Genomic DNA, 25349 nt, shown 5'->3' on the forward strand with positions numbered 1-25349 from the left:
CACCGGGTGTACCTCGTGGTGGGATAAACAGCATTGGTAAAAATTTAAGGCGCTGCTGCCGATAAAGGTTTGCCAGACCTTCTGCGAGAGGGACCTCGCGGAAGAGCCCCCATGGATGGGTTTACGGCGTGTCTGGCAAACCTTTACCGGCAGTAGCGGCGCCACTGAACTAGAAAAATACGGACCACCGGACTTAAAGGTTCGGAGGAAAAAGAGAACAACATGATCGGAAGACTCACCGGCAAACTGGCCGCCGTGCAGCCCCCGCAATTACTGGTAGACGTGCAGGGTGTGGGCTACGAAGTGCTGGCCCCCATGACCACCATCTTTGAACTGCCCCAGCTGGGCGGTAGTGTGCAGTTGCATACCCATCTGGCGGTATCGGAAACCTCCCAACAGCTGTTTGGTTTTATCCGCGAAACCGATCGTCAGCTGTTCCGTACCCTGATCAAGGTCAACGGCGTCGGCCCCAAAATGGCCCTGGCCATCCTGTCCGGCCTCGACGGCGCCGCACTGGCCCGTTGTGTGGCGGATGACAATGTGAGCGCATTGGTGAAGGTACCCGGCGTGGGCAAGAAAACCGCCGAGCGTCTGATTATCGAACTGCGCGGCAAACTCACCCCGCAGACCGGCGACCTCGGCGATATCCCGCTGATGTCCACCAACGCCGAACCCAAAGTCGATCAAAGTGGCGAGGCCGAAAGCGCCCTCGCTGCCCTGGGCTACAAGCCCACCGACGCCACCAAAATGGTTGCCCGCGCCGCCAAAGAGCAGCCCGAAGCCGACAGCGCCACTCTTATCCGCCTGGCACTGAAAAGCATGGCTCCGGCCTGATACCGTATCCATTTGAGAATTCCCCGTGATTGAAGCCGACCGCCTGATCGCCCCCGAACCCCAGGGTCCAACTGGCCAGGAAGAGCAGTACGACCGCGCCGTGCGCCCCAAAACCCTGTCCGACTACGTGGGTCAGCCGGTGGTGCGCGAGCAGATGGAAATCTTTATCCAGGCTGCCAAGCTGCGCAAAGAAGCGCTCGACCACACCCTGGTATTCGGCCCCCCGGGCCTTGGCAAAACCACCCTCGCGAACATCATCGCTGCGGAAATGGGTGTGGCAATCAAGACCACTTCCGGCCCGGTGCTGGAGAAGGCCGGCGATCTCGCCGCCATCATGACCAACCTCGAGCCCGGGGATGTGCTGTTTATCGACGAGATTCACCGCCTCAGCCCCCACGTGGAAGAGGTGCTGTACCCCGCGATGGAAGACTATCAGCTGGACATCATGATCGGGGAAGGGCCGGCCGCGCGTTCCATCAAGCTGGATCTGCCGCCATTTACCCTGGTGGGCGCTACCACGCGTGCCGGGTTGCTGACCTCGCCGCTGCGGGATCGCTTCGGTATTGTGCAGCGCCTCGAATTTTATTCGGTGGAAGATCTCACCAGTATTGTCGCCCGCTCCGCCGGATTGATGGGCGTGGCGATGGATGAGGGCGGTGCCCACGAAGTGGCGCGCCGCGCCCGCGGTACCCCGCGTATCGCCAACCGCCTGCTGCGCCGGGTGCGGGATTACGCCGAAGTGAAAAGCGACGGTCATGTGTGTGCGGAAACCGCGGACCTGGCGCTGAATATGCTGAATGTGGATGTCCGTGGCTTCGATCAGCTCGACCGCCGCATGCTGCTCACCATGATCGAGAAGTTTGACGGCGGTCCGGTGGGGGTCGACAGCCTGGCGGCGGCAGTCAGCGAGGAACGCGATACCATCGAGGACGTGCTGGAGCCCTACCTGATCCAGCAGGGCTACCTGACCCGCACCCCCCGCGGACGGGTGGTGACTGCGCTGGCCTACGAGCATTTCGGCATTCCCAAGCCGGACCGAAGCTGACGCGCAATTGTCATTGACCACACCTGACGAAGCGGTCTAGTTGCTGTAGCATGTCCTGTTAGCGCTGGTAGAGGGCTTCAACTGCGGTTGAAATCCTCCCGACGTGACCCAAACCGCTATCAACAAGAAAAAGTCAGTTCGCGGTCGGCGAGTTAAGGACGGTGCGTGTCAGAACCCTTCAATATTCCCATTCGCGTCTATATCGAGGATACGGACGCTGGCGGAATTGTTTATTACGTCAATTATTTAAAGTATATGGAGCGCGCGCGCACAGAATTGGTCCGTGCGCTCGGCTATGATAAACCCGCGATGCCGCAGCAGGGTTTGTTGCTCGTGGTGCATTCAGCGGAGGTTCAGTACCGCCGGTCTGCAATACTCGACGACGAACTCAGAGCCAGCGCCGAGGTCGGTAAAGTTGGTCGTGCCGGCGTCACCTTTGAGCAGAAAATCTGGCGCGGTAATGAAATTATTTGTGAGGGCGTGGTCAAAGTGGCCTGCGTGGACGACGCAAGCCGCAAACCCTGCGCGCTCCCCGAATCCATCCATCAAGCATTGAAGGCAGCGAGTCAACATTCATGAATGCCGGTGAACAACTTTCCCTGTGGGGCCTGATTTCCAGCGCCAGTCTGCTGGTGCAACTGGTTATGCTGATGCTGCTACTGGCCTCGGTCATATCCTGGGTCATGATTATCCAGCGCGGCACCTACCTGTCCCGCGCACGCAAGTCCATGATCAACTTCGAGCGCAAGTTCTGGTCCGGTTCCGACCTGAATCAGCTGTTCCGCGATGGAAACGCCGCGGCCGAAAGGGGCAGGATCGACGGCGTGGAATCCCTGTTCCGCGCGGGCTTTACCGAATTCACCCGCCTGCGCCAGCAGGGCAAGAGCAGCCCGGCGGCAGTCATGGAGGGCACCGAGCGTGCCATGCGCGTGGCCATGTCCCGTGAGCAGGAAAAGGTGGAAATGAATCTGCCGTTCCTCGCCACAGTCGGCTCCGTCAGCCCTTATATCGGCCTGTTCGGCACCGTGTGGGGGATCATGAATTCCTTCCGCGGCCTCGCCACCATGCATCAGGCCACCATCGCCACTGTTGCGCCCGGTATTTCCGAGGCCCTGGTGGCAACCGCCATGGGTCTGTTTGCCGCGATTCCCGCGGTAATGGCGTACAACCGTTACTCCGCCAAGGCGGAATGGCTGCTGTCCAGCTACGAGACCTTTGCCGAAGAGTTCTCCTCCATCCTGCACCGCAAAGTGCATGCCGCCGGCTAAGGCGCTGACCGCAACGCTGTGCAAAGAGCTGAATCATGAGCAATTTTCGCAAAGCCCCGAAGCGCAAGCTGGTCTCCGAGATCAACGTGGTGCCGTACATCGATGTGATGCTGGTGCTGCTGATCGTATTTATGGTGACCGCACCCCTGCTGATGCAGGGCGTAAAAGTGGATCTTCCGGACGCGCCATCGGCGCCCATAGACGATACCGATGATGAGCCGCTGATCGTGTCGGTGAAGGCCGATGGCACCTACTATCTGAATCTTGGTGACGAAGAAAAAGTGGCCAAGCCGCTGAAAGAGATCAAGGATACCGTGGCGAAAGTCTTGCGCCAGAAGCCCAAGACGCCAGTACTGGTGTGGGGTGATACCGACGCCAAGTACGGCCTGATCGTGGGCGCCATGACGCACCTTCAGCAGGCCGGCGCCCCCAGTGTGGGGCTGGTCACCGAGCCACCGTCGGAATGATCTGGAGCCATAAGCAAGTATGAACCGCTCCTATGGTCCGGCCATTGTTATCAGTGTTGCACTGCACGCGTTGTTGGTCGCGGTGTTGACCTTTGGCTGGGAGGCGGAACACAAGCGCGAGCTGAAGCCGATGCCAAAGTTTGTGCAGGCCAAGCTGGTGCAGCTGGAGTCCAAGTCCGATAAGCCCAAGGCGCCGCCCAAGGTCGACCTGCGCGAGAAGCGTCGCCAGCAGGAGCTCGAGCGTCAGCGCAAGGCGGAGGCCGAAAAGAAACGCAAGGCTGCTGCCGAGCGCAAGAAAAAAGAAGAGGCCGAGAAAAAGCGCAAAGCCGAAGAGGCACGCAAGGAAAAAGAGCGTAAAGAGGCCGAGCGCAAAGAGCAGTTGAAGCAGGAGCGCAAGAGCGCGTTTGAAGACGCGCTTGAGGACGAAGAAGCGCTTCAGGATGCCAGTGACGATTCCGCCGCAGTTATGTCGGTTGCCCAGGCGATCCGCCAGCGTATTGTGCAGGTGTGGAGCCGCCCACCCAGCGCCCGCAATGGCATGGTTGTCGAGGTGCAGATCAACTTCGTGCCCACCGGCCGTGTCGTGGCCTCTACCATTACTAAAGGTAGTGGCAATGCGGCAGTGGATAGATCCGTGCTGACCGCGGTCAAGAAGGTAGAAGTTTTCCCTGAAGTGGAAAAGGTGGCGCGAGAGGAGCCGTCACTGTTCGAGCGCCAGATTAGAACCACCAAACTGATATTCAGAGTCGAAGGCCTGCGCCAATGATGAAAAAAACAGTCTCTCTTCTCTTTGCCACTTTGCTTGGCTGCGTGCTGGCGGTTTCCGCCCACGCCCAGCTGGTGGTGGAAATTGATGATGGCAATGACAACCCCACCCCGGTGGCGGTCGTGCCATTTGATTGGGCCGGCAGCGGAGTACTGCCGGAAGATGTGTCTTCCATCATCTCCGCCGACCTGCGTCGCAGCGGCCTGATCGCCCCGGTTCCCAGGGAGGATATGCTGTCTTTCCCGAAGACCCCGGAGGAGGTCAGCTTCCGCGATTGGCGGATGCTGGGCACCGAATATGTGGTCACCGGCCGTATGCAGCCTCAGGCCAACGGTTACCTGCTGAGCTTTGATCTGGTGAACATCTTTGGTCAGCGCAAAATGTTTACCAAGCAGGTTACTGGTGGCGCCGAACAGCTGCGGGACATCGCCCATCGCGCCGCCGATGAGATCTTTGAAGCGATCACCGGAATTCGCGGAGCTTTCGGCACCCAGATGGTGTACGTGCAGGAAACCCAGCGCGGTGGTCAGCCCAGCTATGCGCTGATGCTGTCGGATATCGACGGTGCCCGCGCGCGTCAGATTCGTCGTTTCAGTGCGCCGGTGATGTCACCGAGCTGGTCGCCTACCGGCCAGGAAGTGGCTTATGTGTCTTTCGAGACAGGCCGTCCGGCGATCTTCCGTGAGAACATTCGCACCGGTGCTCGTCAGCAGCTGACCAACTTCAAGGGGCTGAACAGTTCTCCGACCTGGTCCCCAGATGGTTCCAAGCTGGCCATGGTGCTGTCGAAAGACGGTAACCCCGAGATCTATGTGCTTGATCTGGCATCGGGCCGCTTCACCCGTATGACCCGCCACTTCTCCATTGATACCGAACCGAACTGGATGCCGGACGGAAAATCGCTGGTTTTCACTTCCGACAGGGGAGGTAAGCCACAAATTTATCAATTGACTCTTGCCACGGGTCAAGTAGACCGCTTAACCTTCGACGGCGACTACAACGCGCGTCCGCGGGTATCTCCCGATGGCAAAACGCTGGTTATGGTGCATCGTAGCAGGGGGGTATTTACTATCGCTACGATGGACATCGTATCCGGTCAAATGCGTGTCCTTACGGAGACGCGCCTGGACGAATCCCCGAGTATTGCGCCCAATGGCGCGATGCTGATGTACGCCACCAAGCGGGGGAGCAAGGGTATTCTAGCTGCGGTGTCGCTGGATGCCGGAGTGAAATACAGCCTGCCCTCTCAGCAGGGGAATGTCCGCGAGCCGGCGTGGTCGCCTTACTTTGATTGATGCAGTACCTGGCGCATTTCTTATTTTTTTGCGGCAAGTGTGAGATCAAACAAATAAGAAGAAGCGAAACCCTGATTTAATCCCGGGTTTTACCCCTTACAGGATTTCTCGATAACACTAAAGCGGAGTTGTTTATGTTCAAATCAGTTAAAACCGGCTTGGGTCTGGCGTGCGTACTGGCAGTAATGGCCGGTTGTTCCAGCACCGACACCGATGACAGCGCAAACCAGCAAGTAGTTCAGACCCCGCCTCCGGTGGTTGAAGACACCACTGCGACCGAAACCGCAGTTCCGCTGGACAACGTCGTTTACTTCGACTTCGACCAGAGCCTGCTGAAGCCTTCTACTCGTGAGCTGCTGATCAAGCACGCTGACCGTATGCGCGGCGCCGCTGGCACCGTTCGTCTGGAAGGCCACGCTGACGAGCTGGGTACCCGTGAATACAACCTGGCACTGGGTGAGCGTCGCGCCAACGCGGTTCGCGACTTCCTGGTACTTCAGGGCGTAAACGCTGCCAACCTGGAAGTGATCAGCTACGGCGAAGAGCGCCCGGCTTCTGACGGTTCCAGCGAGAGCGCACGCGCAATGAACCGTCGCGTGGTAATCAACTAATCTAGAAGCATGCAATTGTCTTTTTTGATTAGAAGTATCGCGATAGCCGCAGCCGGTTTGGCTGCGGCTTCGTCCGTATTCGCGCAGGCTCCGGTGGTGGATCTGTCCAGTGGCAGCTCCGTTAACCAGGGCACTGCAACCCCTCCTCCCCCCAGTTATCCACAGCTGGCGGCACGTACCAATACCTCGGCAGGTAATCTGCAGGCGAATCCCCAGGCGGATGCCTACTACCAGATGCAGGTTCTGCAGCAGGAAGTTCAGGAATTGCGTGGCGCGGTGGAGGAGCTCAGGCACGAGGTCAAGCGGTTGCGCCAGCAGCGCACCGAAGACTACATGAACCTCGACCGCCGTATATCCAAGCTTGATGGCGCAGCGCCGGCGGATGGTGCTCCATCCGGGAATGAATCCGGTAACAGTGCCGCAGGCAGCGAGCCTGCCCCGATTGCTGGCGGTGGTTCAGCCCCAGAGGCGAGCGAAAGTGAGCGCGACCGCTACCAGGCGAGTTTCGGCCTGGCCCGCAACGGCGATTACGCAGGGGCCAGTAAAGCGTTCAAGAGCCTGCTGGAGGATTATCCTAACGGGCAATACGCTCCCAATGCCAACTACTGGCTGGGGGAAATCGCCCTGGTGCAGGGGAACATTGAAGAGGCCCGCACCTGGTTTGTGGCGCTTCTGGACGGTTACCCCAACTCAAGCAAAGTGTGGGATGGCCGCTACAAGCTGGGTACCGTGTACCATCAGCTGGGCGACAACGCGAAAGCTAAAGAGCTGCTGGAGCAGGTAGCAGCGAGCGATCAGCGCGCCTCCAACCTGGCCAAGCAGTACCTCAAAGAAAATTTCTAAGGCCGCTTTCTCTGTGGCCTGACAACCTCGCCGGCAGGGGAGGTTAAACCAGCGGTGCTGGTTTTGTGATCAAAAAAACTCTATGATCCCGCGCCCGGAGGGTACTAACCCTCCGGGCGTTTTTGTATGTGCCGGCGCGCGCAAATCGCCTGTCCGGACAATTTCTACGATCTGAGCGGTATATGGCCGAGTTGAAGACTGAATCAAACCGAGCTGGAAAAGCTGTGGACCTGACCGCAGAGTCTCTGCGTATCAGCGAGCTTTTTTACTCGCTGCAGGGAGAGGCCCGCGACTGTGGCCTGCCCACGGTGTTCGTGCGTCTGACCGGCTGCCCGTTGCGCTGTACCTACTGTGATTCCGAGTATGCCTTCTACGGCGGCGAGCGCATGACGCTGGCCGAGATCTTGCAGAAAGTGCAGTCTTATCCGGCGCGCCACGTGTGTGTTACCGGTGGCGAGCCACTTGCGCAACCCAACTGTATCCCGCTGATAAAGGCTCTGTGCGATGCCGGCTACCAGGTTTCTCTGGAAACAAGCGGCGCAATGCCGGTCGATCTAGTGGATGAGCGGGTATCCCGTGTGGTCGACCTGAAGACTCCGGCCTCGGGTGAGCAGGGGCGCAACCGCATGGAGAATATCCCGCTGCTGACCCGCAAGGACCAGATCAAGTTTGTGATCTGTGATCGTGGCGATTACGACTGGGCGCGCTTTACCCTGGACCAGTACCAGCTTGCCGAACGCGTGGGCGAGGTGCTGTTCTCCCCCAGTTACGAACAGCTGGCCCCGCGCCAGCTGGCGGAGTGGATTCTCGAGGACGGGCTGCCGGTACGCATGCAGATGCAGCTGCACAAGCTGTTGTGGGGCGATATCCCGGGCGTTTGATTCCAGTTTCAACTTCTTCTCTACTAAACCAAACCCAATTGGCAGAACTATGAGCAGCAAAAAAGCAGTCGTACTACTCTCCGGCGGTCTGGACTCCGCCACCGTCCTGGCCATGGCCCGGGCAGAGGGATACGAGTGTTTTGCCCTCGGGTTTGACTACGGTCAGCGTCACAGTGCCGAACTGATGGCCGCCCAGCGCGTCGCGGCCGATTTGGATGCCCGCGAGCACAAAGTGGTCAAGCTAGACCTTCGGGTCATCGGCGGCTCCGCGCTGACCGACGACAGCATCGATGTGCCGGAGGAGGAGACATCCGGTATTCCCGTCACCTACGTGCCTGCCCGCAACACCGTGTTCCTGTCCATTGCGCTGGGCTGGGCCGAAGTGCTGGGCGCGCAGGATATTTTTGTGGGTGTGAATGCGGTTGACTATTCTGGTTACCCGGATTGTCGCCCGGACTACATTGATGCCTTCGAGAAAATGGCCAATCTGGCAACCCGCGCCGGGGTCGAGGGTAACAAGCTGACTATCCATGCACCGCTGATGAAGATGAGCAAGGCGGATATCATCAAGCGCGGCAGTGAGTTGGGTGTGGACTACAGCCTGACGGTAAGTTGCTACCAGGCACTGCCCAACGGTGCAGCCTGTGGTCGATGCGACAGTTGTCGCCTGCGCGCCGCCGGTTTTGCGGAAGCAGGCCTGCACGATCCAACAGTTTATGCCTGAACAGGTGGGTTTTCGCGGAAGGACCGGGTGCCGCAGAGCGCGCCAGTCGGGGGTCTAAGCCCTTATATTTGTTAGAAATTTTTTTGTAACCGGGACTTGTGTTTTCGGATTAGATCCGTAAGATACGCAGCTCCTCAGGTAGAGGGGTCAAGGGTCGTTAGCTCAGTTGGTAGAGCAGTTGGCTTTTAACCAATTGGTCGCTGGTTCGAATCCAGCACGACCCACCATCTTCCCTCCTGTACCGGCATTCCGATTCTCTGATCGAACCGGTGCTTATTAAAGAACTCGTAGCAAGTGCGGGTTATACAAGTAGTTTTGCCTTTCTCCGTATGAGATTCGGCAGTCTTAAGGGTCGTTAGCTCAGTTGGTAGAGCAGTTGGCTTTTAACCAATTGGTCGCTGGTTCGAATCCAGCACGACCCACCATTTCCTTAAGTCTCCCCCCATTTAATTTGCCTCGCACACGCGATATTGCTGCCTCCTCCTGCGTCGTTTCCCGCATCGTCTCCCGCAATAGGCCACCTTAAAATGCCTCTGAATACAGGCACTGTGCAGGGATTGCGAGCCGAAGATCGGCGAATTGCTCATGTACCGGTATAATGCCGGCCCTTTCCGTCAGTACGCAGAAACTTCACGCAAAAAACTATGACAGACAGTAGCGAAAAAATTGCTTCCAGCGCCCCCGCACCGAACGCCATCGATGCCCGCGATTTCGTGCAGGACCACCTGACACATCCGGGGATGCATGAATACAGCGCAGAGGAACTGGACTTGTGGCGCGAGCGTATCAAGCGCCTGCTGAAAGAGCAGAATGCGGTACTGGTTGCACACTACTACACCGATCCGCTGATTCAGGCACTGGCGGAAGAAACCGGTGGCTGCGTATCCGACTCCCTGGAGATGGCGCGCTTTGGCGCCCAGCATCAGGCCGAAACCCTGATCGTTGCCGGTGTGAAGTTTATGGGGGAGACGGCCAAAATCCTGACCCCACACAAGCGCGTATTGATGCCGACTCTGGAGGCAACCTGCTCTCTGGATCTAGGCTGCCCGATTGATGAGTTTTCCGCGTTCTGCGATCAGCACCCGGATCGTACCGTGGTGGTTTACGCGAACACTTCTGCTGCGGTAAAAGCCCGCGCAGACTGGGTGGTGACGTCCAGCATTGCGCTGGATGTTGTGGATCACCTGGACAGCCAGGGCGAAAAAATCCTGTGGGCGCCAGACAAGCACCTCGGTAGCTATGTTCAGAAGCAGACCGGCGCCGACGTGTTGCTATGGGATGCCGCCTGTATCGTGCATGAGGAATTCAAAGCCAAGGGCGTGGCTGATTTGAAGGCCATGTACCCGGAAGCGCTGGTGCTGGTACACCCGGAATCGCCGGCGGCGGTAGTGGAGTTAGCGGATGTGGTGGGTTCCACTTCCCAGATCATCAACGCCGCGAAAACCCGTCCCAACAAGCAGTTTATCGTCGCCACCGACCAGGGCATTTTCTACAAAATGCAGCAGCAGTGCCCGGACAAAGAACTGATTATTGCGCCTACTGCCGGCTCCGGTGCCACCTGCCGCAGCTGCGCAAATTGCCCGTGGATGGCGATGAACTCCCTGGAGAATCTGTGCGGGGTACTGGAACGCGGTGACAACGAAATTTTTGTGGATCCGGAACTCGGCAAGCGGGCGATGATGCCGCTGCAGCGGATGCTGGATTTCCGCAAGCCCCTCGACTAATCGGGTGGGTTCGGAGTTCCCGACTTTGGACTGAAGGTAAAGTGCCGGGTATCTGTTTTCAGAAGCGTCGGCGACAGGGACGTCGCCGACGCAGCGTACAGGGATGTATTGAAGGGGGGCGCCTAGCCCGGTTCTGAAAACAGATACCCGGTGCTTTACCGCCACCGGGTTGGTTTCAAACCACCGTACTCAGAAGTGGAATAAAGCCTTTCTTTACAGCTCCTTAGCCTTCTCCTGCATCTTGATCACATCTTTCATGCGCTGTTCCAGAATCGCATGGGTCTGGTAATCGTTTTTCGCCAGACGTACACCGTGGCGCAGGTGTTGTAGCGCCTTGTCGAACACGCCGTTCAGAATGTAATACTCCGCGCGGGCCTCGTGCACGCCAACAATATCCCCGGCCAAGCCGTGAGTTTCCGCCAGTAAATACCAAACCGCCGGATCCTTGCGGCGCACACGGCTGTGTTTCTTCAGAATGCGCTCCGCCGCCAGGTAGTTGCCCGCTTTGAAGTGCGCGTTGGCCAGGCCCATGATCAGCGCGTGGTTTTTCGGGCTGTTATCCACAGCCTGCTGCAAGCGTTTGGTGGCACTGGTGTAATCGTGACGGGCCAGGTCCATATCCGCGCGCGCCAGGATAAAGGCGTCCTTGTCAGGCTCTTTGTCCAGCAGCGGTTGCAGGGTGTCGATGGCAGAGTCCGGTTTGCCGGCGGAAGTCTGGGCCAGGGCCAGGCCGTAGCGGGCGGCATCTTCATTGTCGTTGATGCCGCGCAGCTCCGCCTGAAAGCGTTTCACCGCCTGCTGGGGGGTGGCCTCGGCGGCGACCCGGATGCGGGCGCGCATCAGGTGGTATTCTCGGCTGTCCCGCAGGGGCACTTTTTCCATGCGGTTGGCGCGCAGCTTGGCATCGGCAATCCGTTTCTCGGTGACCGGGTGGGTCAGCAGGAACTCCGGCGGGCGGCGGTAGTAGCGGGTGGCCTTGAGCATCTGCTCGAACATCTCGCCGGCGGCCTGTGGGTCCATGCCGGCCTTGGCCAGGGTTTCGATGCCCACGCGGTCGGCTTCCTGCTCGTTCTGGCGGGAAAAGCGCAATTGATTGTCGAGGGCGGCGGCCTGGGTGGCAGTCATGGCGGCGAGGCCCGCATCGCCGCCGGCGGTGGCCGCAAGCACCAGGGCGCCGAGCATACCCGCCAGTGTCGGCAGGGTGCTATTGCGCTGGGCCTCCAGGGAGCGTGCGTAGTGGCGCTGGCTCAAGTGCGCCAGTTCGTGGGCGAGCACCGAGGCGAACTGGTCTTCGTTCTCGGCAAACAGAAACAGGCCGGTGTGTACACCGACCACACCGCCGGGTACGGCGAAGGCGTTCATGGTCTCGTTGTTGACCACCACCACGTCCAGAGACTTATCCTCTAGGGGGCTGTACTCCGCCAGGGATTTGAGCGAATTCTCCACATATTGCTGGAGCAGGGCGTCACTGGAGGTGCGCACCTGGCTGCGAAACATGCGCAGCCACATGCTGCCCAGCTCCTTCTCGCGCGCGCGGGATACCAGACCACTGCTGGTGTCCCCGAGCATAGGCAGCTGGATATGATGGTCGTCCTGGGCCGTGGCTGCGATTGGCGCGGCGGTCAATACCAGGCCGGTAGCCACGCTGGCGGCGAAACCGGCGGCGCGCCGGCGCAGTCGCGCGCAGCCGAGTCGGATTCGGTATCTGAATGCTGTGAGGTTCTCGGTCATAATCTAACTGCGCCTGCCGGGTTTCCTGCGGCTAACACTATACGTAACCCTGTGAGACTGTCGAGGTTTTGATCAATTCTGGGGCAAAAGGTTCTGCCTCATGACCCATTGACCAGACGTGGCCGTTATAATTCGCGGCATTAACGGTTCTTTACCGCATTTTTATGACCACGACTACACAACAGGCCGCACTTCGCCAGGATGTCCGTTGGGAGGATGCCTTAAGGGTAGATGCCTCCGGGCTTCCCTGCCCGCAACCGCTGCTCGCCATGCGCCGCGCATTGAAGCAACTGGCGCCGGGAGAGCTGCTGCACCTGATCACCACGGATCCCGCATCCCGGCGGGATATTCGCAGCTTTTGTGACTTGAGTGGTGTACCTTTGGCGCGTGTCGAAACGGACGGCGAGTCCTTTCAATTCTGGTTGCGGCAGATCTAATACGCTGAATCATTGGTCACGAAAGCGGGACACAGCCACTCTCGCTGACCGATCAAATCATCAAACACACTTCCATCGGAGTCTCGAGAGAACAGCTTTTATGTATGCGATTGTTAAGGGGTGGGTAAATCGCTATTTCGGTCAGGAAGAGGTTGTGCTGCTGGTACTGCTGTTGCTGGCCGCCATGATCGTCCTCGCCACGCTTGGTGGCGTGCTGGCGCCGGTGCTCGCAGCACTGGTGATTGCCTTCCTGATGCAGGGCATGGTGCAGCGGCTGGAGTCGTGGAAGGTCCCGCACTGGCTGTCGGTGACCATTGCCTGTCTGGTGCTGGTGGGGACCATTGTCGGCCTGTTGTTTGTGGTGATGCCGATCATCTGGCGTCAGACCGCGCGCCTGTTCGCCGAACTCCCGAATATGATTGCCAGTGGCCAGGACCTGCTGATCCTGCTGCCGGAACAGTACCCGCGCCTGGTTACCGCCCAGCAGATCGACGAGATCTTCAGCACCATTGGTAGTGAACTGGGCAATTTTGGCCAGACGGTGCTGACCTTTTCCCTGGCGAATATCCCGGTACTGGCGGCGGTGCTGATCTATCTGGTGGTAGTGCCTATCCTGGTGTTCTTTTTCCTCAAGGACTCCAACAAGCTGCTGCGCTGGTGTGCCTCCTTTCTGCCCCATCAACGCCCGATGCTGCGCCAGATCTGGTACGAAATGAACGACCAGGTGGCCAACTACGTGCGCGGCAAGGTGATCGAGATCGCCATCGTGACGGTGGTGAGCTATGTGGCCTTCCTGTTGCTGGGTGTGAATTACGCCCTGTTGCTGGCGGTGGCAGTGGGACTTTCGGTGCTGATTCCCTATATCGGCGCGGCGGTGGTCACCATCCCGGTGGCGGCCATCGGCCTGTTCCAGTGGGGCTGGAGCAGCGAGTTTTTCTGGCTGATGTTTGCCTACGGCATTATCCAGCTGCTGGACGGCAATGTGCTGGTGCCTATCCTGTTTTCCGAGGCGGTCAACCTGCACCCGGTGGCGATTATCCTCGCGGTACTGGTATTTGGCGGTATCTGGGGCTTCTGGGGCGTTTTCTTTGCCATCCCCCTGGCAACCCTGGCCAAGGCTATTCTCAACGCCTGGCCCACCAGTGAGCACCAGAAGGAGTGGGCGCGGGAAGCGGCAATGACCGGTTCTGAAGAGCCCTGAACCGGTGTGTTCGTTACTGTTTCAAGAATCCGCGGTTTGCTAGAATCCCGCGCCTGAATCTCCGGCCCCGCTTTCGCGGGGCTTTTATCTACTATCTGTCTATATCCGTTTAACGGCATAGGAAAGTCCATGAGCCTTGCTGACAAAGTCCTGGCGGTGAATAACGACCTCCCCATCCGCACCGACAAGCCCGTGCACAGCGGCAAGGTCCGCTCGGTGTACTGGCTGACCGAAGCCGACAGCGCGCGCCTGATCAAACAGAAAGGCTACCCGGTAGCGGCGGATGCGCCCCTGGCGGTGATGGTGATTTCCGATCGCATGTCTGCGTTCGACTGTATCTGGAAGGGCGAGAACGGCCTGCGCGGTGTGCCCGGCAAGGGCGCGGCACTGAATGCGGTGGCCAATCACTGGTTCAAGCTGTTCAAGGAGCAGGGCCTGGCGGACAGCCATATTCTGGATATCCCGCACCCGGCGGTATGGATCGTGCAGAAAGCCCGCCCGGTGATGATCGAAGCCATCGCCCGCCAGTACATCACCGGCTCCATGTGGCGCGCCTACAGCAAGGGCGAGCGGGAAATCTGTGGCATACAGCTGCCCGATGGACTGCAGAAAGACCAGAAGCTCCCCGAGCTATTGATCACCCCGTCCACCAAAGGCATTCTCAAGGATATTCCCGGTGTGCCGGAAGCGGACGATGTGAACATCACTCGCAGCAACATTGAAGAAAACTTTGCCGCATTCAATTTCAACAGCGCCGGTGACATCGATCGTTACGAGACGCTGTTGAAAGAAGGTTTCGATGTGATCTCCTCGGCGCTGGAAAAGCTGGATCAGGTTTTCGTCGACACCAAGTTCGAGTTTGGCTATGTGACCGATGCCGAAGGCAACGAGAAGCTGATCTATATGGACGAGGTGGGTACGCCGGATTCCTCCCGTATCTGGGACGGCGCCGAGTACCGCAGCGGCAAGGTTGTGGAAAACTCCAAAGAGGGCTTCCGCCAGGCCCTGCTGAATCACTTCCCGGATCCGGATATCCTGCTGAACAAGGATCGCATGGACGAGCGCAGTGCACTCGCCCGGGATAACGAGCTGCCGGAATCCATGCTGATGGAAGTCTCCAATACCTACGTGGGTATCGCCGAGAAAATCATTGGCGAAAAGCTGGTGATTTCCGACAACCCAAAGGCAGAGATCGTTCAGGTATTGCGCGACGAATACGGCTTGATCGACTGAAGCCCGTTACTACTCGTCATTTTGAAACCGGCCTTTGCGCCGGTTTTTTATTTTTATACGGCCCTAAAATACACCCCGCCATAATTTGCCATATTTGACCCGCGATACGCCCGATTTCACCCCGGGCTCTGCCCGATTGCCTGTGTTTAATGCCTCCATCAACCAATCTGGAGGCTCCCGTGAACCGACCGTTTTTCCACGCGCCACGCATCGAGCGCGATCTGCTGATACTCCCCACCGATGAATACTACCGGCGCCGCTACCGCAAAAATCGCACCGGCAGCTGGATGTTGCTGGTGGTTACCGCACTTGCGGTGTTGCTCGCGGCGCTCGGAGCCAACGGAGCCAAGGCAGCAGAGGGCGTGAATACAGAATACGAACCGATAACGCTGGACGATGCCGGCAGCGGTGACCTTCTGTTTTCTGGCGATGTGCCGGGTCAGTATGTGCCGGCGATTCACCTGGGTACCGAAGTGGATATTCGCGTGCGTGGGCTGGTGGCCGAGGTGCATATCCAGCAGTCCTTTTCCAATACCAGCAACGACTGGCAGGAGGCGGTGTACGTGTTGCCGCTGCCGGAAAATGCCGCGGTCAACGGAATGGAAATCGTCGTCGGCGAGCGCCGCATTGTGGGCAAGGTACGGGAGCGGGAAGCCGCGAAAAAGGTCTACCGGCAGGCGAAGGCGGAGGGCAAACGCGCCGCACTTCTGGAGCAGCAGCGGCCCAATCTGTTCACCAGCCGGGTTGCGAATATTGCACCGGGTGAAAAGGTAGCGGTGGAAATCCGCTACCTGCAAACACTGCGCTTTGACAGCGGCCAGTTCAGCCTGCGCCTGCCCAGTACACTGACCCCGCGCTATATGCCCGGTACGCCCATGGCCTCGCAACAGGATGTAGCATTAAATGCGCACGGCTGGTCGCTGCCCACTGATCAGGTCCCTGATGCGGATCGGATTTCCCCCACCATGGTGCCCATGCCCGAGCTGCAAGCGCGCGGCAGCCACCAGATGTCCATTGCCATCGATCTCGGTATGGGATTGCCTCTGGCGGATATTTTCAGCCCCTATCATGAAATCAATTTTCATCGCCAGAGTGACCACCAGTATCAAATCGAACTGAAAGAGGGTTCCGTTCCCATGGATCGGGACTTTGCCCTGCATTGGCGGCCGCAAACATCCGCCATGCCATCCGCGGCAGTTTTTGCGGAGCAGTCTGCCGATGCTTCCGCGCAATATCTCCAGTTGTTGCTGCTGCCTCCACACCAGTCTGCGGCCACACAAAAGCTGCCGCGTGAGGTGGTCTATGTGGTGGACACCTCAGGTTCCATGAGCGGCGTTTCCATTCGGCAGGCAAAGGAGAGTCTGTTGTTGGCACTGTCCCGGCTGGACGCTGCGGATCGCTTCAACGTGATTGAATTCAACAGTCGCCACCGCTCTTTTTATCCGCGTCCGGTCAGCGCAACCTCGGACAATATTCAGCGCGCGCGGGACTGGGTGGAATCCCTCGAAGCCACCGGCGGTACGGAAATGGCCCCGGCATTGAAGGAAGCACTTTCCCAACAGCTGGACGAACAGGCCGGCGAGCTGGTGCGGCAGGTCATTTTTATTACCGATGGCGCGGTAGGCAATGAGCGCGCGCTGTTTGAAATCGTGCGCCAGCGACTTGGTCAGGTGCGCCTGTTTACCGTAGGCATAGGTTCCGCGCCCAACAGTTTCTTTATGACCAAGGCTGCGGAGTTTGGCCGCGGCAGTTTTGTGCAGATTGGCGATCTCGGTGAAGTGCAGACCAAAATGGGCCAGCTGTTTGAAAAGCTGGAAAATCCACTGGTCACCGATCTCCAGGTGGAATGGCCTCAGGGCATCAAGGTAGAAACCTATCCAAAGCAGCTGCCGGACCTGTATCGCGGCGAACCGGTGCGGCTGGTGGCACGGGCTGAGGGCCAGCAACTGGGTAATCCTTCCAGTGGTGAAGTCGTGGTTAGCGGCCGCCTGGCGGGGAAGCGATTTTCCCGGACCATTGCTCTGGGCCAATTGGCGGTCGATAACGGCGGACGTGAAATTGGCAGCCTGTGGGCGCGCGCGAAAATTGGTGCGCTGCGTGATGAGCAGCAACAGCGTGGCCCGCTGACGTCGTCAACACGCGAGGGCGAAAAGGCCGAAGACCCGATCAAGCAGGAAATTATTGGCCTCGCACTGGCCTATCAACTTGCCAGCCCTTACACCAGCTTTGTTGCGGTGGAGGAAACGCCAGTGCGTCCGGCTTCAGAGCGCTTGAAGTCTCATGGTGTGCCTAACGCCGTAGCGCAGGGACAGGTGCTGCAGCGTATGACCTATCCCTCAACGGCGACAGGCGTTTACAGTCAACTGCTGACGGCACTGCTGCTACTGGGATTGGGCGGTGCGCTGCGTGTTCGCGCACAAGTGGTGCGCGCTGCTCGCCGCATACTGCGTCGGTGCATGCCGGATGAGCGTCGTTGTCGCACCCGTCTCGATCAGTTTCTGGCGCGACGCCTGACGGTTGCTGCACTGAAATACCGCGAAGCGCCTGTACGCACCGGCAATGCCCGCCCGGTGGAGGTTTGAGATGATGGCGCTGCGGATTCTGAAACACTGGCTGCCGGTTATTCTGATGGGCGCGGGTATCTGGCAACTGGGTAGCGGCGGCTGGATTCTGGCCAAAGCCGAACTGGCCCAGTATCTGATCAGCGATGCCTGGCACCGACAGCTGGCCAGTGGCGAAATCCATAAGCCTTGGCCCTGGGCGGATACATGGCCGGTGGCACAAATAAAAATGGGAGAGGATAAACCGCTGATGGTATTGCGCGGTACCAGTGGACAGGCGCTGGCGTTTGGCCCGGGTATGCTGGATGGTGCGGGCGAACCCGGGAAGTTATTAGCACCGCGCACGACCGTGGTTGCGGCGCACCGGGATACCCACTTCAAAAATCTCGATAAGTTGCAGCCGGGCCATGTGATTCAACTTCAGGATCAAAGCGGACGCTGGCACAGCTTCCGAGTCAATGGGACAAAAGTGGTTGATAGCGAAAAAGAACGTTTGCCCATCGTTGCCGCGCCGGACCTGCTGCTAGTGACCTGTTATCCGTTTAACGCGATGCGCGCTGGTGGGCCTTTGCGCTATCTGGTGCACGCTGAATATGTAGAGCCGGAACCCAGGGGGCAGACGTCGACCGTACATCTGTAAAAATACACACAAAAAAAGCCCCGGCGGAAGCGCCGGGGCTTGATCGATCTGAACCGAATGAATTCAGCTCAGTTCTGTTGGTGCACTACCCAAAGGATTAGCGAATCACACGAAAACGACGAACCAGTCCGAGTATGGCAAGAAGTCCAAGCAGGAAAGTACCGGCGGAACCGCCTTTCCGTTTCTTCTTGGGTTCTTCTGGCTTAGGTTCTGGTTCCGGCTGAGGCTCCGGTTCCGGATAGGTGCAGCTGCCGTCGTCGACATTGGCATTTTCGTCGTAGTTGTCCGCTTCAATATCGGTACACCCCGGCTCTTCACCGTCGGACGCCACCGTCATCATGAACGACTGGCTCGACTTGTCGGCAGGTACCTGCTCGTCGGCAACGGTTACCGTCACTTCGGTCTCACCATACCAGTTGCTTTCCGGGGTGATGGTAATCACGGAGCCGGATGCGTGACCGGAAACCGTCGCGGAAATGTGTTCGCCGCTCACGGAGATCAGGTTTGGCGCCTGGTCCTTATCGATATAGATCACTTCAATTTCCACCGGGGTGTTTTCCGCAGTGGTCTGGTCGGCGATCTCTACCAGAGTCAGGTTGCTCGGTACCACGATGATCTGGCTCTTCACTTCCTGGGCCATACCGTCGATATCACTGACGAAGGCCAGCTCCAGATCCTGCCCGGCCGCAGTTTCCGCCACACGCACCTGGAAGCTCAGGTCAAACTGGGTGGATTCCGGACCTACGTAGTCGTAGCAGACCACGAGATCTTTCTTCAGTCTGCTGTCCAGGTCGTTGTGGGCAAAGCTCTTGCCGACTTCCTGCTTGAAGTAGAACGGATAGCCCTGAACATCCAGCGGGCCGTAGTGGCCGTGCAGGCCGATAGAACCACCACCGGGCTCGCCGGCAAAATCCAGGTCACCGTAGGCCATGGTAAATTCGTATTCACCCTCGCCGTAGCGGTAGCCTTCGTGCACGATCAGGTTGAAGTTGTAACGGTCAGACTTCTCGCTGTTCAGGGTACCCCCAGACCAGCCGATATCGAGGTTCTGGGTACGGGCGTTGACCCACTCGATAATAATATCGTTGATATTATTTTCCGGGTCCTGGGCCCAGGCCAGTGCGATACCGGAACCTTCGGTTTTATTGGCTACCTGATTCAGCGGTGTGCCGAGTGCATCGACGTTGGCACCGAACCAGCTCTGGGAATTTACCGTACCTCTCCAGAATGCCCCGACAAAAGGCGTATAGGGTGCGGAGTAGTAGGGGAATTCCCAGTGCGCGATATGCGCAGCACTATCGTACTGAGCTTCCAGCGCGACGTAGCCCTGGGGTGACACTACCAGCGAGGGATAGGAGCGGTATTCCTTGTTGTTAAACAGGTTGATACTCGCGTTCTCGCCCCAGAAGCGGCTCAGCTGAATCTGGAATTCCGGGTTCACAAAGTCGGTGGCATTACCACCAATCTCCGGAATGAAACCGTAGTTCTGGAACAGGCCAATAAAGCCACCGTTGCTGGCGCCACCGTAGTTGGGCGTGCGACACATCTGGTCCGTTTCACTGGTAGTGATTTCGTAATCGGGTTTCCAGTCGCCGGAATTTTCCTGCACGCCGTTCACGCGGATGAGATCGCCATCCACGGTGAGATTGTCGCGCATGCGCGGGTTGTTGATCTTCACTGAGCCTTCCACCAGGGTCAGGCCTTCCGGCATCTGGCTGATCAGGTCGATCTCGCGGTCGATACCGGAGTTGTTTTCCAGTACATGCACCGAGACATCGATGATGTCGCCACCGATCGCCTGGGTCTGGCTGGTGGTAATGCTGACATCGTCGGCGCCGCGGGTCAGTTTGACCGGTACGAAGCCCACACTGCCGGGAGCATTGGAGGTGCCGATATCGAAGCCTGCATAGGCTACGTCACCTTCTTTGAGATCGCTCAGGGCCCAGCTCAGATCCACACCTACGGCTTTGCTGCCGTCGGTGCTGGTCGGCCCTTCAACCTGCAGGCCTCCTGCATCGGCGGGCACAATGGCAGTGGCGACTTTGTAGGTGTCCACCAGTTCGAAGCCTTCGTACTCGGTGTTGTCTGCTGCCTTCATGCGGACGTTTTCGACCATTACCCAGTAGCTGCCGGCATCCGGATTGGTAATGCTGCAGTAGTTGAGCTCGATCTGGGTAGACGAGGCGCACAGCAGTTCAGTGTCAATATCCACTTCACCATCAGCGTCCGCATCACGGCCGATGAACACGGTGGCCCACCCGTCGAGGTAGCGTCGCTTGGCCTCGTTCCAGCCCGGTCCGCTGACATTTTCCAGTACTTCGACCACCAGGCGTGCCGTGTTTTCCGGCACCTCGAGCATGGTCACACGGGTGTGGCCCGGCCCGTGGTCTCCATCCATGTAAATGGGGTAGTGGTTGTTATCCTGGGGCAGGGTAACTTCCTCGACCTCGGCTTTTACCGGGGTATAGCCGCGGTAGGCGATGCTGTTCATCGCCGGCAGAGACAGATCTTTCACGTGGTAGCTGCCGTTGTCGCGATGCACTTCGACATTCACCATGCTCGGCAGGCCCGCGCGGTCGAAATTGATCGAAACCGGCCAGTGGGCATCGGGGATGCTGCTATCGGTGGATTCGAAGCGCACTTCACTCCACATTTCCACTTCCGGCTGATCCTCGACGTCGAGTACGCCGTTCCATTCCCACTGCACGTCGGTCAGATCGGCGCGGAATACGATGGTCTGGGTCTCGCCCGCTTTCAGGCTGAAGCTCGACGGGAAGGCCGCGATTTTTGCGCCCTGAACCGGCCGTTCTCCCTCGCCGGAATTCCATACATCGTAGGTCCAGTCGCCGTTGCTCACGGTCCAGTTGCCGTCGCGGGTGGCGCGCACGGTACGTATCCAGGAACAGTTGCGACGGCAGTTGTTATCCACCAGTTGTGGCAGGTTCAACTGTTTTACATCGCCGCCATTTTTCGGGTTGGCGAATTCAAAGTTGGCTGCGGTTTCGTCCATCACCAGACCGGCGTCGACGGCGGCGGCCACGTCTATACGGCCACTACCGGCGCGGTAGGTATGCGCCGGGCGCGGGTCGTTATACGCATCGATGGGTTCGCGCACGGTCTGTGCCGCGGTCATCAGCAGAGCGGATTGCACTTCGGCTGCGGTCCAGTCCGGATGCGCCTGGCGCACCAGGGTCATAGCACCGGCCACATGGGGGCTGGCCATGGAGGTGCCACTGATCATGGTCCAGTCTTTGGCCAGGCCACCGGTGAACGGCTGCTCATCGGCGTAAGCGGCGAGAATATTCACACCGGGTGCGCTGATATGCGGTGCCAGGCTGCCGGTGAAGTGGGTGGCTGGGCCGCGGGAGGAAAAGTCCGCGAGCATGTCGCCGGCACTTTCATCCAGGGTGCGGGAAATACTGCCACCGGTGATGGTTACGCTGTGGTCACTGCCACCATCGTTTACCCAGTTGACCAGTTTGGTACCCGGGTAGCTTTTGATATGCAGACCCGGCAGCGGGTAGATATCGTCGTAGACCTGGGTCTCTTCATTGCTCATACCGGGGTAGGAGTCGTTGTACAGAATAAAACCGCCGGCGCCGCCAGCCTGTACGTTGAAGGCCTTGTCGACGCGGGCGTTCTGGCCGCGTTTACAGATCACGATCTGATCGCTGGTAAAGGTATCGGCAGCAAACTCGTTCAGGCACATTTCATCGCCGAAATCCGCGGCGAGTACCGGTGTGCCGGTGACGCTGCCCTGAGAGAAGCCGGCGATGTCGTCGCTCTTGGGGTCTGTCTCGCTGACCCAGAAAGACGGGGGTGTAGTGGCGCCGCCACTCATCTCGATGCTGTTGGCGGTAACGTCCATCACGCGGTCAGTGGTGCTCGCGGCCACGACGGTGTACCAGGGTGCGGTGTGGGACAGGGTGTAGAAGCCCTTGCCCGCGTTGCCGGCGGACGCCGCTACGGAAATACCCGCTTCACGCGCGGACAGGAAGGCCATGGCCGTGGCGTCTTCCCAGGGGAAGCGATCGCCACCGCCGATGGAGAAGTTGATAACGTCAACGCCGTCCTGGATGGCCTGGTCGATTGCCTTCAGCATGACCTCGCTGGGACAGCCGCGGTGATCCGGGAAGCAGACCTGGTAGGAAATAATGTTGGCGTGGGGAGCGACACCGGCTGCCTGTTCGAATTCGAAGCCGGTGGGAATGCCGTCGCCGACACTCGGCGTGCCGCCCAGGTAGGGGACATTGTGCACCACGTTACCGGCGGCGGTACTGGCAGTGTGGCTGCCATGACCGTTGTAGTCTTCACCGCTGGCCGGGCGCACACCCTCATAGGTGTCGGTGATAAACGGCCAGCTCCACACGCCGATCAGTTTATCGTTACAGGTGGATGTGCCGGCGGCACAGTCGCCTACGTAATTGCCGCTGCCCCAGGGGTTGGTGTGGTCATAGCCGTCGTCACCCACGTCAGCGAAGGAAACGTGGTCGGTGTTGATACCGGTATCCAGGATACCGACGATCATGCCTTCGCCTTTCTGCTCCAGGCTGCTGGCACTGGTCTCACCGTTCCAGATCTTGTCCGCACCGATAAATTCCGGACCGCGGTCGGTGTGCAGTTGCAGCATATCGGAGCGTTGCACGAAGGCTACTTGCGGCAGCTTCGCCATTTCCTTCGCCTGCGCCTGGGTCATCGCCATGGTGAAGCCGTTGATGGCGTCGGTGAACTGCAGGCGCGGGGCGCGCTTCACGCCCAGGGCGCGGGCTTCCTGTACCACCACCTGCTGCTTGTCCATAAGATAATTTTTATAGCCAACGGCGCGGTTCTGCTGGACGGTCTCCAGTCCACGGGGGCCGCGCGGTACCGCGAGCAGGCCCTGCTCCGCTTCGGCGCGCAGCACGCTCTTGGAGGTAGCGGCGTAGCCCTTAACGCGACCGTCGTAGGTGGCGACCGGCTGATCCTGCAGGCGAATGATGTACACATCCTCGCCACTGCGCGGTGGTTCCTGGGCAAATTTGTCTTCGGCAGAAGCCGGGCGAATCTGCTGGTTTACGCCGCCCGGTCGACGCGGTTGCGTTAGCACGGAGTTGTGCTGCTGTTCTTGAGCGGATGGCTGGGCGAGATTGTCGAGCTGGGCGGCTCGAATCTGCTGAATCCCCGGTGGGGCGTGACTGGCGACCGCCGCCGCGACACTGCTGGCGCAGATCGCAGAGGCGATGACCGTTGTGAGGGTTTTAACTTTCAACGTGATACTCCCGATGCATGGTTGCTTATCGTTATTAGCTCCGTGACCCTGGTGGGCTGCACGGAGGGGTCAACATGAGTATCACGGTCGCTGCGTGCTATCTGTCCTAAATTGTCTCGTTTGGTGCGTATATGGCCTTCGGGACTACCTGTGTCGCGAAATGATTGGTTCGTGGCGTGAAATGAAAAATGATCGGTAAACCGTTTGGATAGAATCCGGGGCTGTGGGCATTTGAGTCCGCAGTTTTTCGGGTTTTTGGATATGCGCGCTCATCGAATTCTATTGATCGAAAGCAATCAGCGGATTGCGCGGCGGATTTTTGACTGCCTGCAGGATAGGGGGTTTATCGTGTGGCACGATGAACGTGGGGAGGACATCAACCGCAGCCTTGAGCACCAGGTTTTTGATGTTGTCCTCAGCAGCGTGAATACGCCGGGCGATTTCGAGCGAGTCAGTTTGATTCGGCAGGTTTATCCCGGTCCCCTGTTGGCCATGTCCGACTTCGACGGCCTCAATACGCAGTTGCGCGCTTTTGAACTGGGGGTGGATGACTTCATTGTAAGGCCCGTCGACCTGCGAATTTTACTGGCCAGAATCGGCGCTGTCCTGCGCAGGTATCGCCCGCAGGCACCCCCGGAAAAAGTCGCCAGCGCAATACGGGTCAACAACCTGACTATCGACCGAAGAAACCGGCGTGTCTATATAAAAGATACGCCGGTGGCCTTTTCTTCCGGTGAATTTGAATTGTTGTGGACCCTCGCTGCGCATCCGCAGCGGGCTCTATCACGTGAGTATTTGTTCACGCATGCGCTCGGGCGCCCCTATGACGGACTGGACCGCACCATCGATCGGCGCGTGAGTCGCCTGCGCAAAAAGCTCGACGCGCGCAGCGATGTGTCACTCACCGTGCGCACGGTATGGGGCAAGGGGTATATGCTCGCGGGGAAATGATCCTAACTTTCCGCCAGGTAGCCGCTTTTCTTCGACGAGCGGATTAACACGCTGCGCAATATGCGCGGGGAAACACGACCGAGCCAGCCAGCCAGGCTTGCCATTGGGCCGGTATGAATATGCGCGCGCCCGGAGGTTACACCGCGCACAATATCCCGAGCCACCACCTCGGGGTCTGCGCCTGTTGCGCGGTAGTACTGCTGCAGTTTATCCAGCTGTCGGGAGGAAATGTTTTTGCCCACCGAATGGATACCGCTGACGATAGCGGTATTGATGATACCGGGATAAACGCATTGCACCACAATGTCACTGCCGTGCTGCTCCATAGCCAGCACTTCCGTGAAATTGCGCACCGCGGCTTTTGAGGCTGCGTAGGCGCTCATATTGGGGGCCGGTGCCAGCGCCGCGACGGAGGCGATATTGACAATATGCCGGGGGCCACCGGCCTGCTTCATTGCCGGCAAAAATGCCTGCACGAAATGCACGACGCCCATGACGTTCACCCGGTGTATTTTTTCCCACTGATCCAGCGGATGCTCTACGACACCGGCGAGGTAAGCGATCCCGGCGTTGTTGATCAGAATATCCAGCGGGCCCTGTGCCCGCTGAATATGACCCGCAAGGTTTCGGACACTGTTCCAGTCAGCAACGTCGCACGGATACGTCACACAGTGCCCACCGCGAGACTCTATTTTTTCACGCGCCTTTTCCAGTGCCGCCTCACTGAGATCCACCAATATGATCAGGGCACCCTGGCGGGCAAAAGCCTCGGCCGTCGCCAGACCGATACCGGCGGCACCGCCGGTTATCAAGACTTTCTTGTGCTTCAGGTTGCTGTTCGTCATGGCGGTACTTCTCGTAATGGCTCTTCATGGGGTGTTGTACGTAA

21 protein-coding genes and 2 tRNA genes are annotated in these 25349 nt (G+C 58.7%); 20 read left to right on the forward strand and 3 right to left on the reverse strand.

What is annotated here, in order from left to right; genetic code table 11:
- Positions 1-222 precede the first annotated feature (222 nt).
- The 14 genes from ruvA (at position 223) to nadA (ending at position 10458) form a co-directional block, all read left to right on the forward strand.
- The gene (gene ruvA / locus ACXAG1_RS07455; RefSeq protein WP_475119395.1) at positions 223-834 is read left to right on the forward strand and encodes a Holliday junction branch migration protein RuvA; all 612 of its coding nucleotides are present in this window, start codon (positions 223-225) and stop codon (positions 832-834) included.
- Between the two features lie 25 nt (positions 835-859).
- Complete coding sequence (gene ruvB, locus ACXAG1_RS07460; RefSeq protein ID WP_475093805.1) at positions 860-1879, forward strand: Holliday junction branch migration DNA helicase RuvB; 1020 nt, start codon at positions 860-862, stop codon at positions 1877-1879.
- A 165-nt stretch (positions 1880-2044) separates the two neighbouring features.
- Positions 2045-2458: a tol-pal system-associated acyl-CoA thioesterase gene (ybgC, locus tag ACXAG1_RS07465; RefSeq protein ID WP_475119396.1), complete on the forward strand. Its 414-nt coding sequence runs from the start codon at positions 2045-2047 to the stop codon at positions 2456-2458.
- Positions 2455-3147: a protein TolQ gene (tolQ, locus tag ACXAG1_RS07470; protein ID WP_475093803.1), complete on the forward strand. Its 693-nt coding sequence runs from the start codon at positions 2455-2457 to the stop codon at positions 3145-3147. Before ybgC ends, tolQ begins: the two co-directional genes overlap by 4 nt.
- 35 nt (positions 3148-3182) lie before the next feature.
- Positions 3183-3614 (forward strand): protein TolR, encoded by a 432-nt coding sequence (gene tolR, locus ACXAG1_RS07475; protein WP_475093802.1) that lies wholly within the window; start codon positions 3183-3185, stop codon positions 3612-3614.
- A gap of 19 nt (positions 3615-3633) precedes the next feature.
- Positions 3634-4380 (forward strand): cell envelope integrity protein TolA, encoded by a 747-nt coding sequence (gene tolA / locus ACXAG1_RS07480; RefSeq protein ID WP_475119397.1) that lies wholly within the window; start codon positions 3634-3636, stop codon positions 4378-4380.
- Entirely contained in the window at positions 4380-5675 is a 1296-nt protein-coding gene (tolB, locus tag ACXAG1_RS07485) for a Tol-Pal system beta propeller repeat protein TolB (protein ID WP_475093964.1), read from the forward strand. The genes tolA and tolB overlap by 1 nt, the downstream gene beginning before the upstream one ends.
- 134 nt (positions 5676-5809) lie before the next feature.
- Entirely contained in the window at positions 5810-6286 is a 477-nt protein-coding gene (locus ACXAG1_RS07490) for an OmpA family protein (protein ID WP_475093800.1), read from the forward strand.
- A 24-nt stretch (positions 6287-6310) separates the two neighbouring features.
- Positions 6311-7129, forward strand: coding sequence for a tol-pal system protein YbgF (gene ybgF / locus ACXAG1_RS07495; RefSeq protein WP_475093799.1), 819 nt, complete (start codon positions 6311-6313; stop codon positions 7127-7129).
- 182 nt (positions 7130-7311) lie between these two features.
- Positions 7312-8010, forward strand: a complete 699-nt coding sequence (queE, locus tag ACXAG1_RS07500; protein ID WP_475093798.1) for a 7-carboxy-7-deazaguanine synthase QueE — start codon at positions 7312-7314, stop codon at positions 8008-8010.
- Positions 8011-8059: 49 nt separating this feature from the next.
- Positions 8060-8734 carry a 7-cyano-7-deazaguanine synthase QueC gene (queC, locus tag ACXAG1_RS07505; RefSeq protein ID WP_475119398.1) on the forward strand — a complete coding sequence of 225 codons (675 nt, stop codon included), beginning with the start codon at positions 8060-8062 and terminating at the stop codon, positions 8732-8734.
- A gap of 151 nt (positions 8735-8885) precedes the next feature.
- Positions 8886-8961 (forward strand) — tRNA-Lys (locus ACXAG1_RS07510).
- Between the two features lie 122 nt (positions 8962-9083).
- A tRNA-Lys gene (locus ACXAG1_RS07515) sits at positions 9084-9159 on the forward strand.
- Between the two features lie 219 nt (positions 9160-9378).
- Positions 9379-10458 (forward strand): quinolinate synthase NadA, encoded by a 1080-nt coding sequence (nadA, locus tag ACXAG1_RS07520; protein ID WP_475093796.1) that lies wholly within the window; start codon positions 9379-9381, stop codon positions 10456-10458.
- Between the two features lie 213 nt (positions 10459-10671).
- Here nadA and ACXAG1_RS07525 read toward each other — a convergent pair whose 3' ends face one another.
- Complete coding sequence (locus ACXAG1_RS07525; RefSeq protein WP_475119399.1) at positions 10672-12189, reverse strand: M48 family metalloprotease; 1518 nt, start codon at positions 12187-12189, stop codon at positions 10672-10674.
- Between the two features lie 164 nt (positions 12190-12353).
- Here ACXAG1_RS07525 and ACXAG1_RS07530 point away from each other — a divergent pair, with 164 nt between their 5' ends.
- The 5 genes from ACXAG1_RS07530 to ACXAG1_RS07550 all read left to right on the forward strand — a co-directional run bounded on the left by ACXAG1_RS07530 (position 12354) and on the right by ACXAG1_RS07550 (position 18261).
- A complete protein-coding gene (locus ACXAG1_RS07530; RefSeq protein ID WP_475119400.1) occupies positions 12354-12626 on the forward strand; it encodes a sulfurtransferase TusA family protein in 273 nt (90 codons plus the stop codon).
- A 100-nt stretch (positions 12627-12726) separates the two neighbouring features.
- Positions 12727-13827 (forward strand): AI-2E family transporter, encoded by a 1101-nt coding sequence (locus ACXAG1_RS07535; protein ID WP_475119401.1) that lies wholly within the window; start codon positions 12727-12729, stop codon positions 13825-13827.
- 129 nt (positions 13828-13956) lie between these two features.
- Entirely contained in the window at positions 13957-15060 is a 1104-nt protein-coding gene (locus ACXAG1_RS07540; protein WP_475119402.1) for a phosphoribosylaminoimidazolesuccinocarboxamide synthase, read from the forward strand.
- Between the two features lie 179 nt (positions 15061-15239).
- Positions 15240-17642 carry a marine proteobacterial sortase target protein gene (locus ACXAG1_RS07545; RefSeq protein ID WP_475119403.1) on the forward strand — a complete coding sequence of 801 codons (2403 nt, stop codon included), beginning with the start codon at positions 15240-15242 and terminating at the stop codon, positions 17640-17642.
- 1 nt (position 17643) lies between these two features.
- The gene (locus ACXAG1_RS07550; protein ID WP_231759666.1) at positions 17644-18261 is read left to right on the forward strand and encodes a class GN sortase; all 618 of its coding nucleotides are present in this window, start codon (positions 17644-17646) and stop codon (positions 18259-18261) included.
- Positions 18262-18358: 97 nt separating this feature from the next.
- On the opposite strand, the gene ACXAG1_RS07555 is transcribed toward ACXAG1_RS07550, so the two are convergent.
- Positions 18359-23509, reverse strand: a complete 5151-nt coding sequence (locus ACXAG1_RS07555; RefSeq protein WP_475119404.1) for a S8 family serine peptidase — start codon at positions 23507-23509, stop codon at positions 18359-18361.
- A gap of 282 nt (positions 23510-23791) precedes the next feature.
- On the opposite strand from ACXAG1_RS07555, the gene ACXAG1_RS07560 reads away from it, so the two are divergent.
- Positions 23792-24460, forward strand: a complete 669-nt coding sequence (locus ACXAG1_RS07560) for a response regulator transcription factor (protein ID WP_475119405.1) — start codon at positions 23792-23794, stop codon at positions 24458-24460.
- Between the two features lie 2 nt (positions 24461-24462).
- On the opposite strand, the gene ACXAG1_RS07565 is transcribed toward ACXAG1_RS07560, so the two are convergent.
- Positions 24463-25305 (reverse strand): SDR family NAD(P)-dependent oxidoreductase, encoded by an 843-nt coding sequence (locus ACXAG1_RS07565; RefSeq protein WP_475119406.1) that lies wholly within the window; start codon positions 25303-25305, stop codon positions 24463-24465.
- Positions 25306-25349: the final 44 nt, after the last annotated feature.

Source organism: Microbulbifer sp. ABE4_465 (assembly GCF_056160765.1).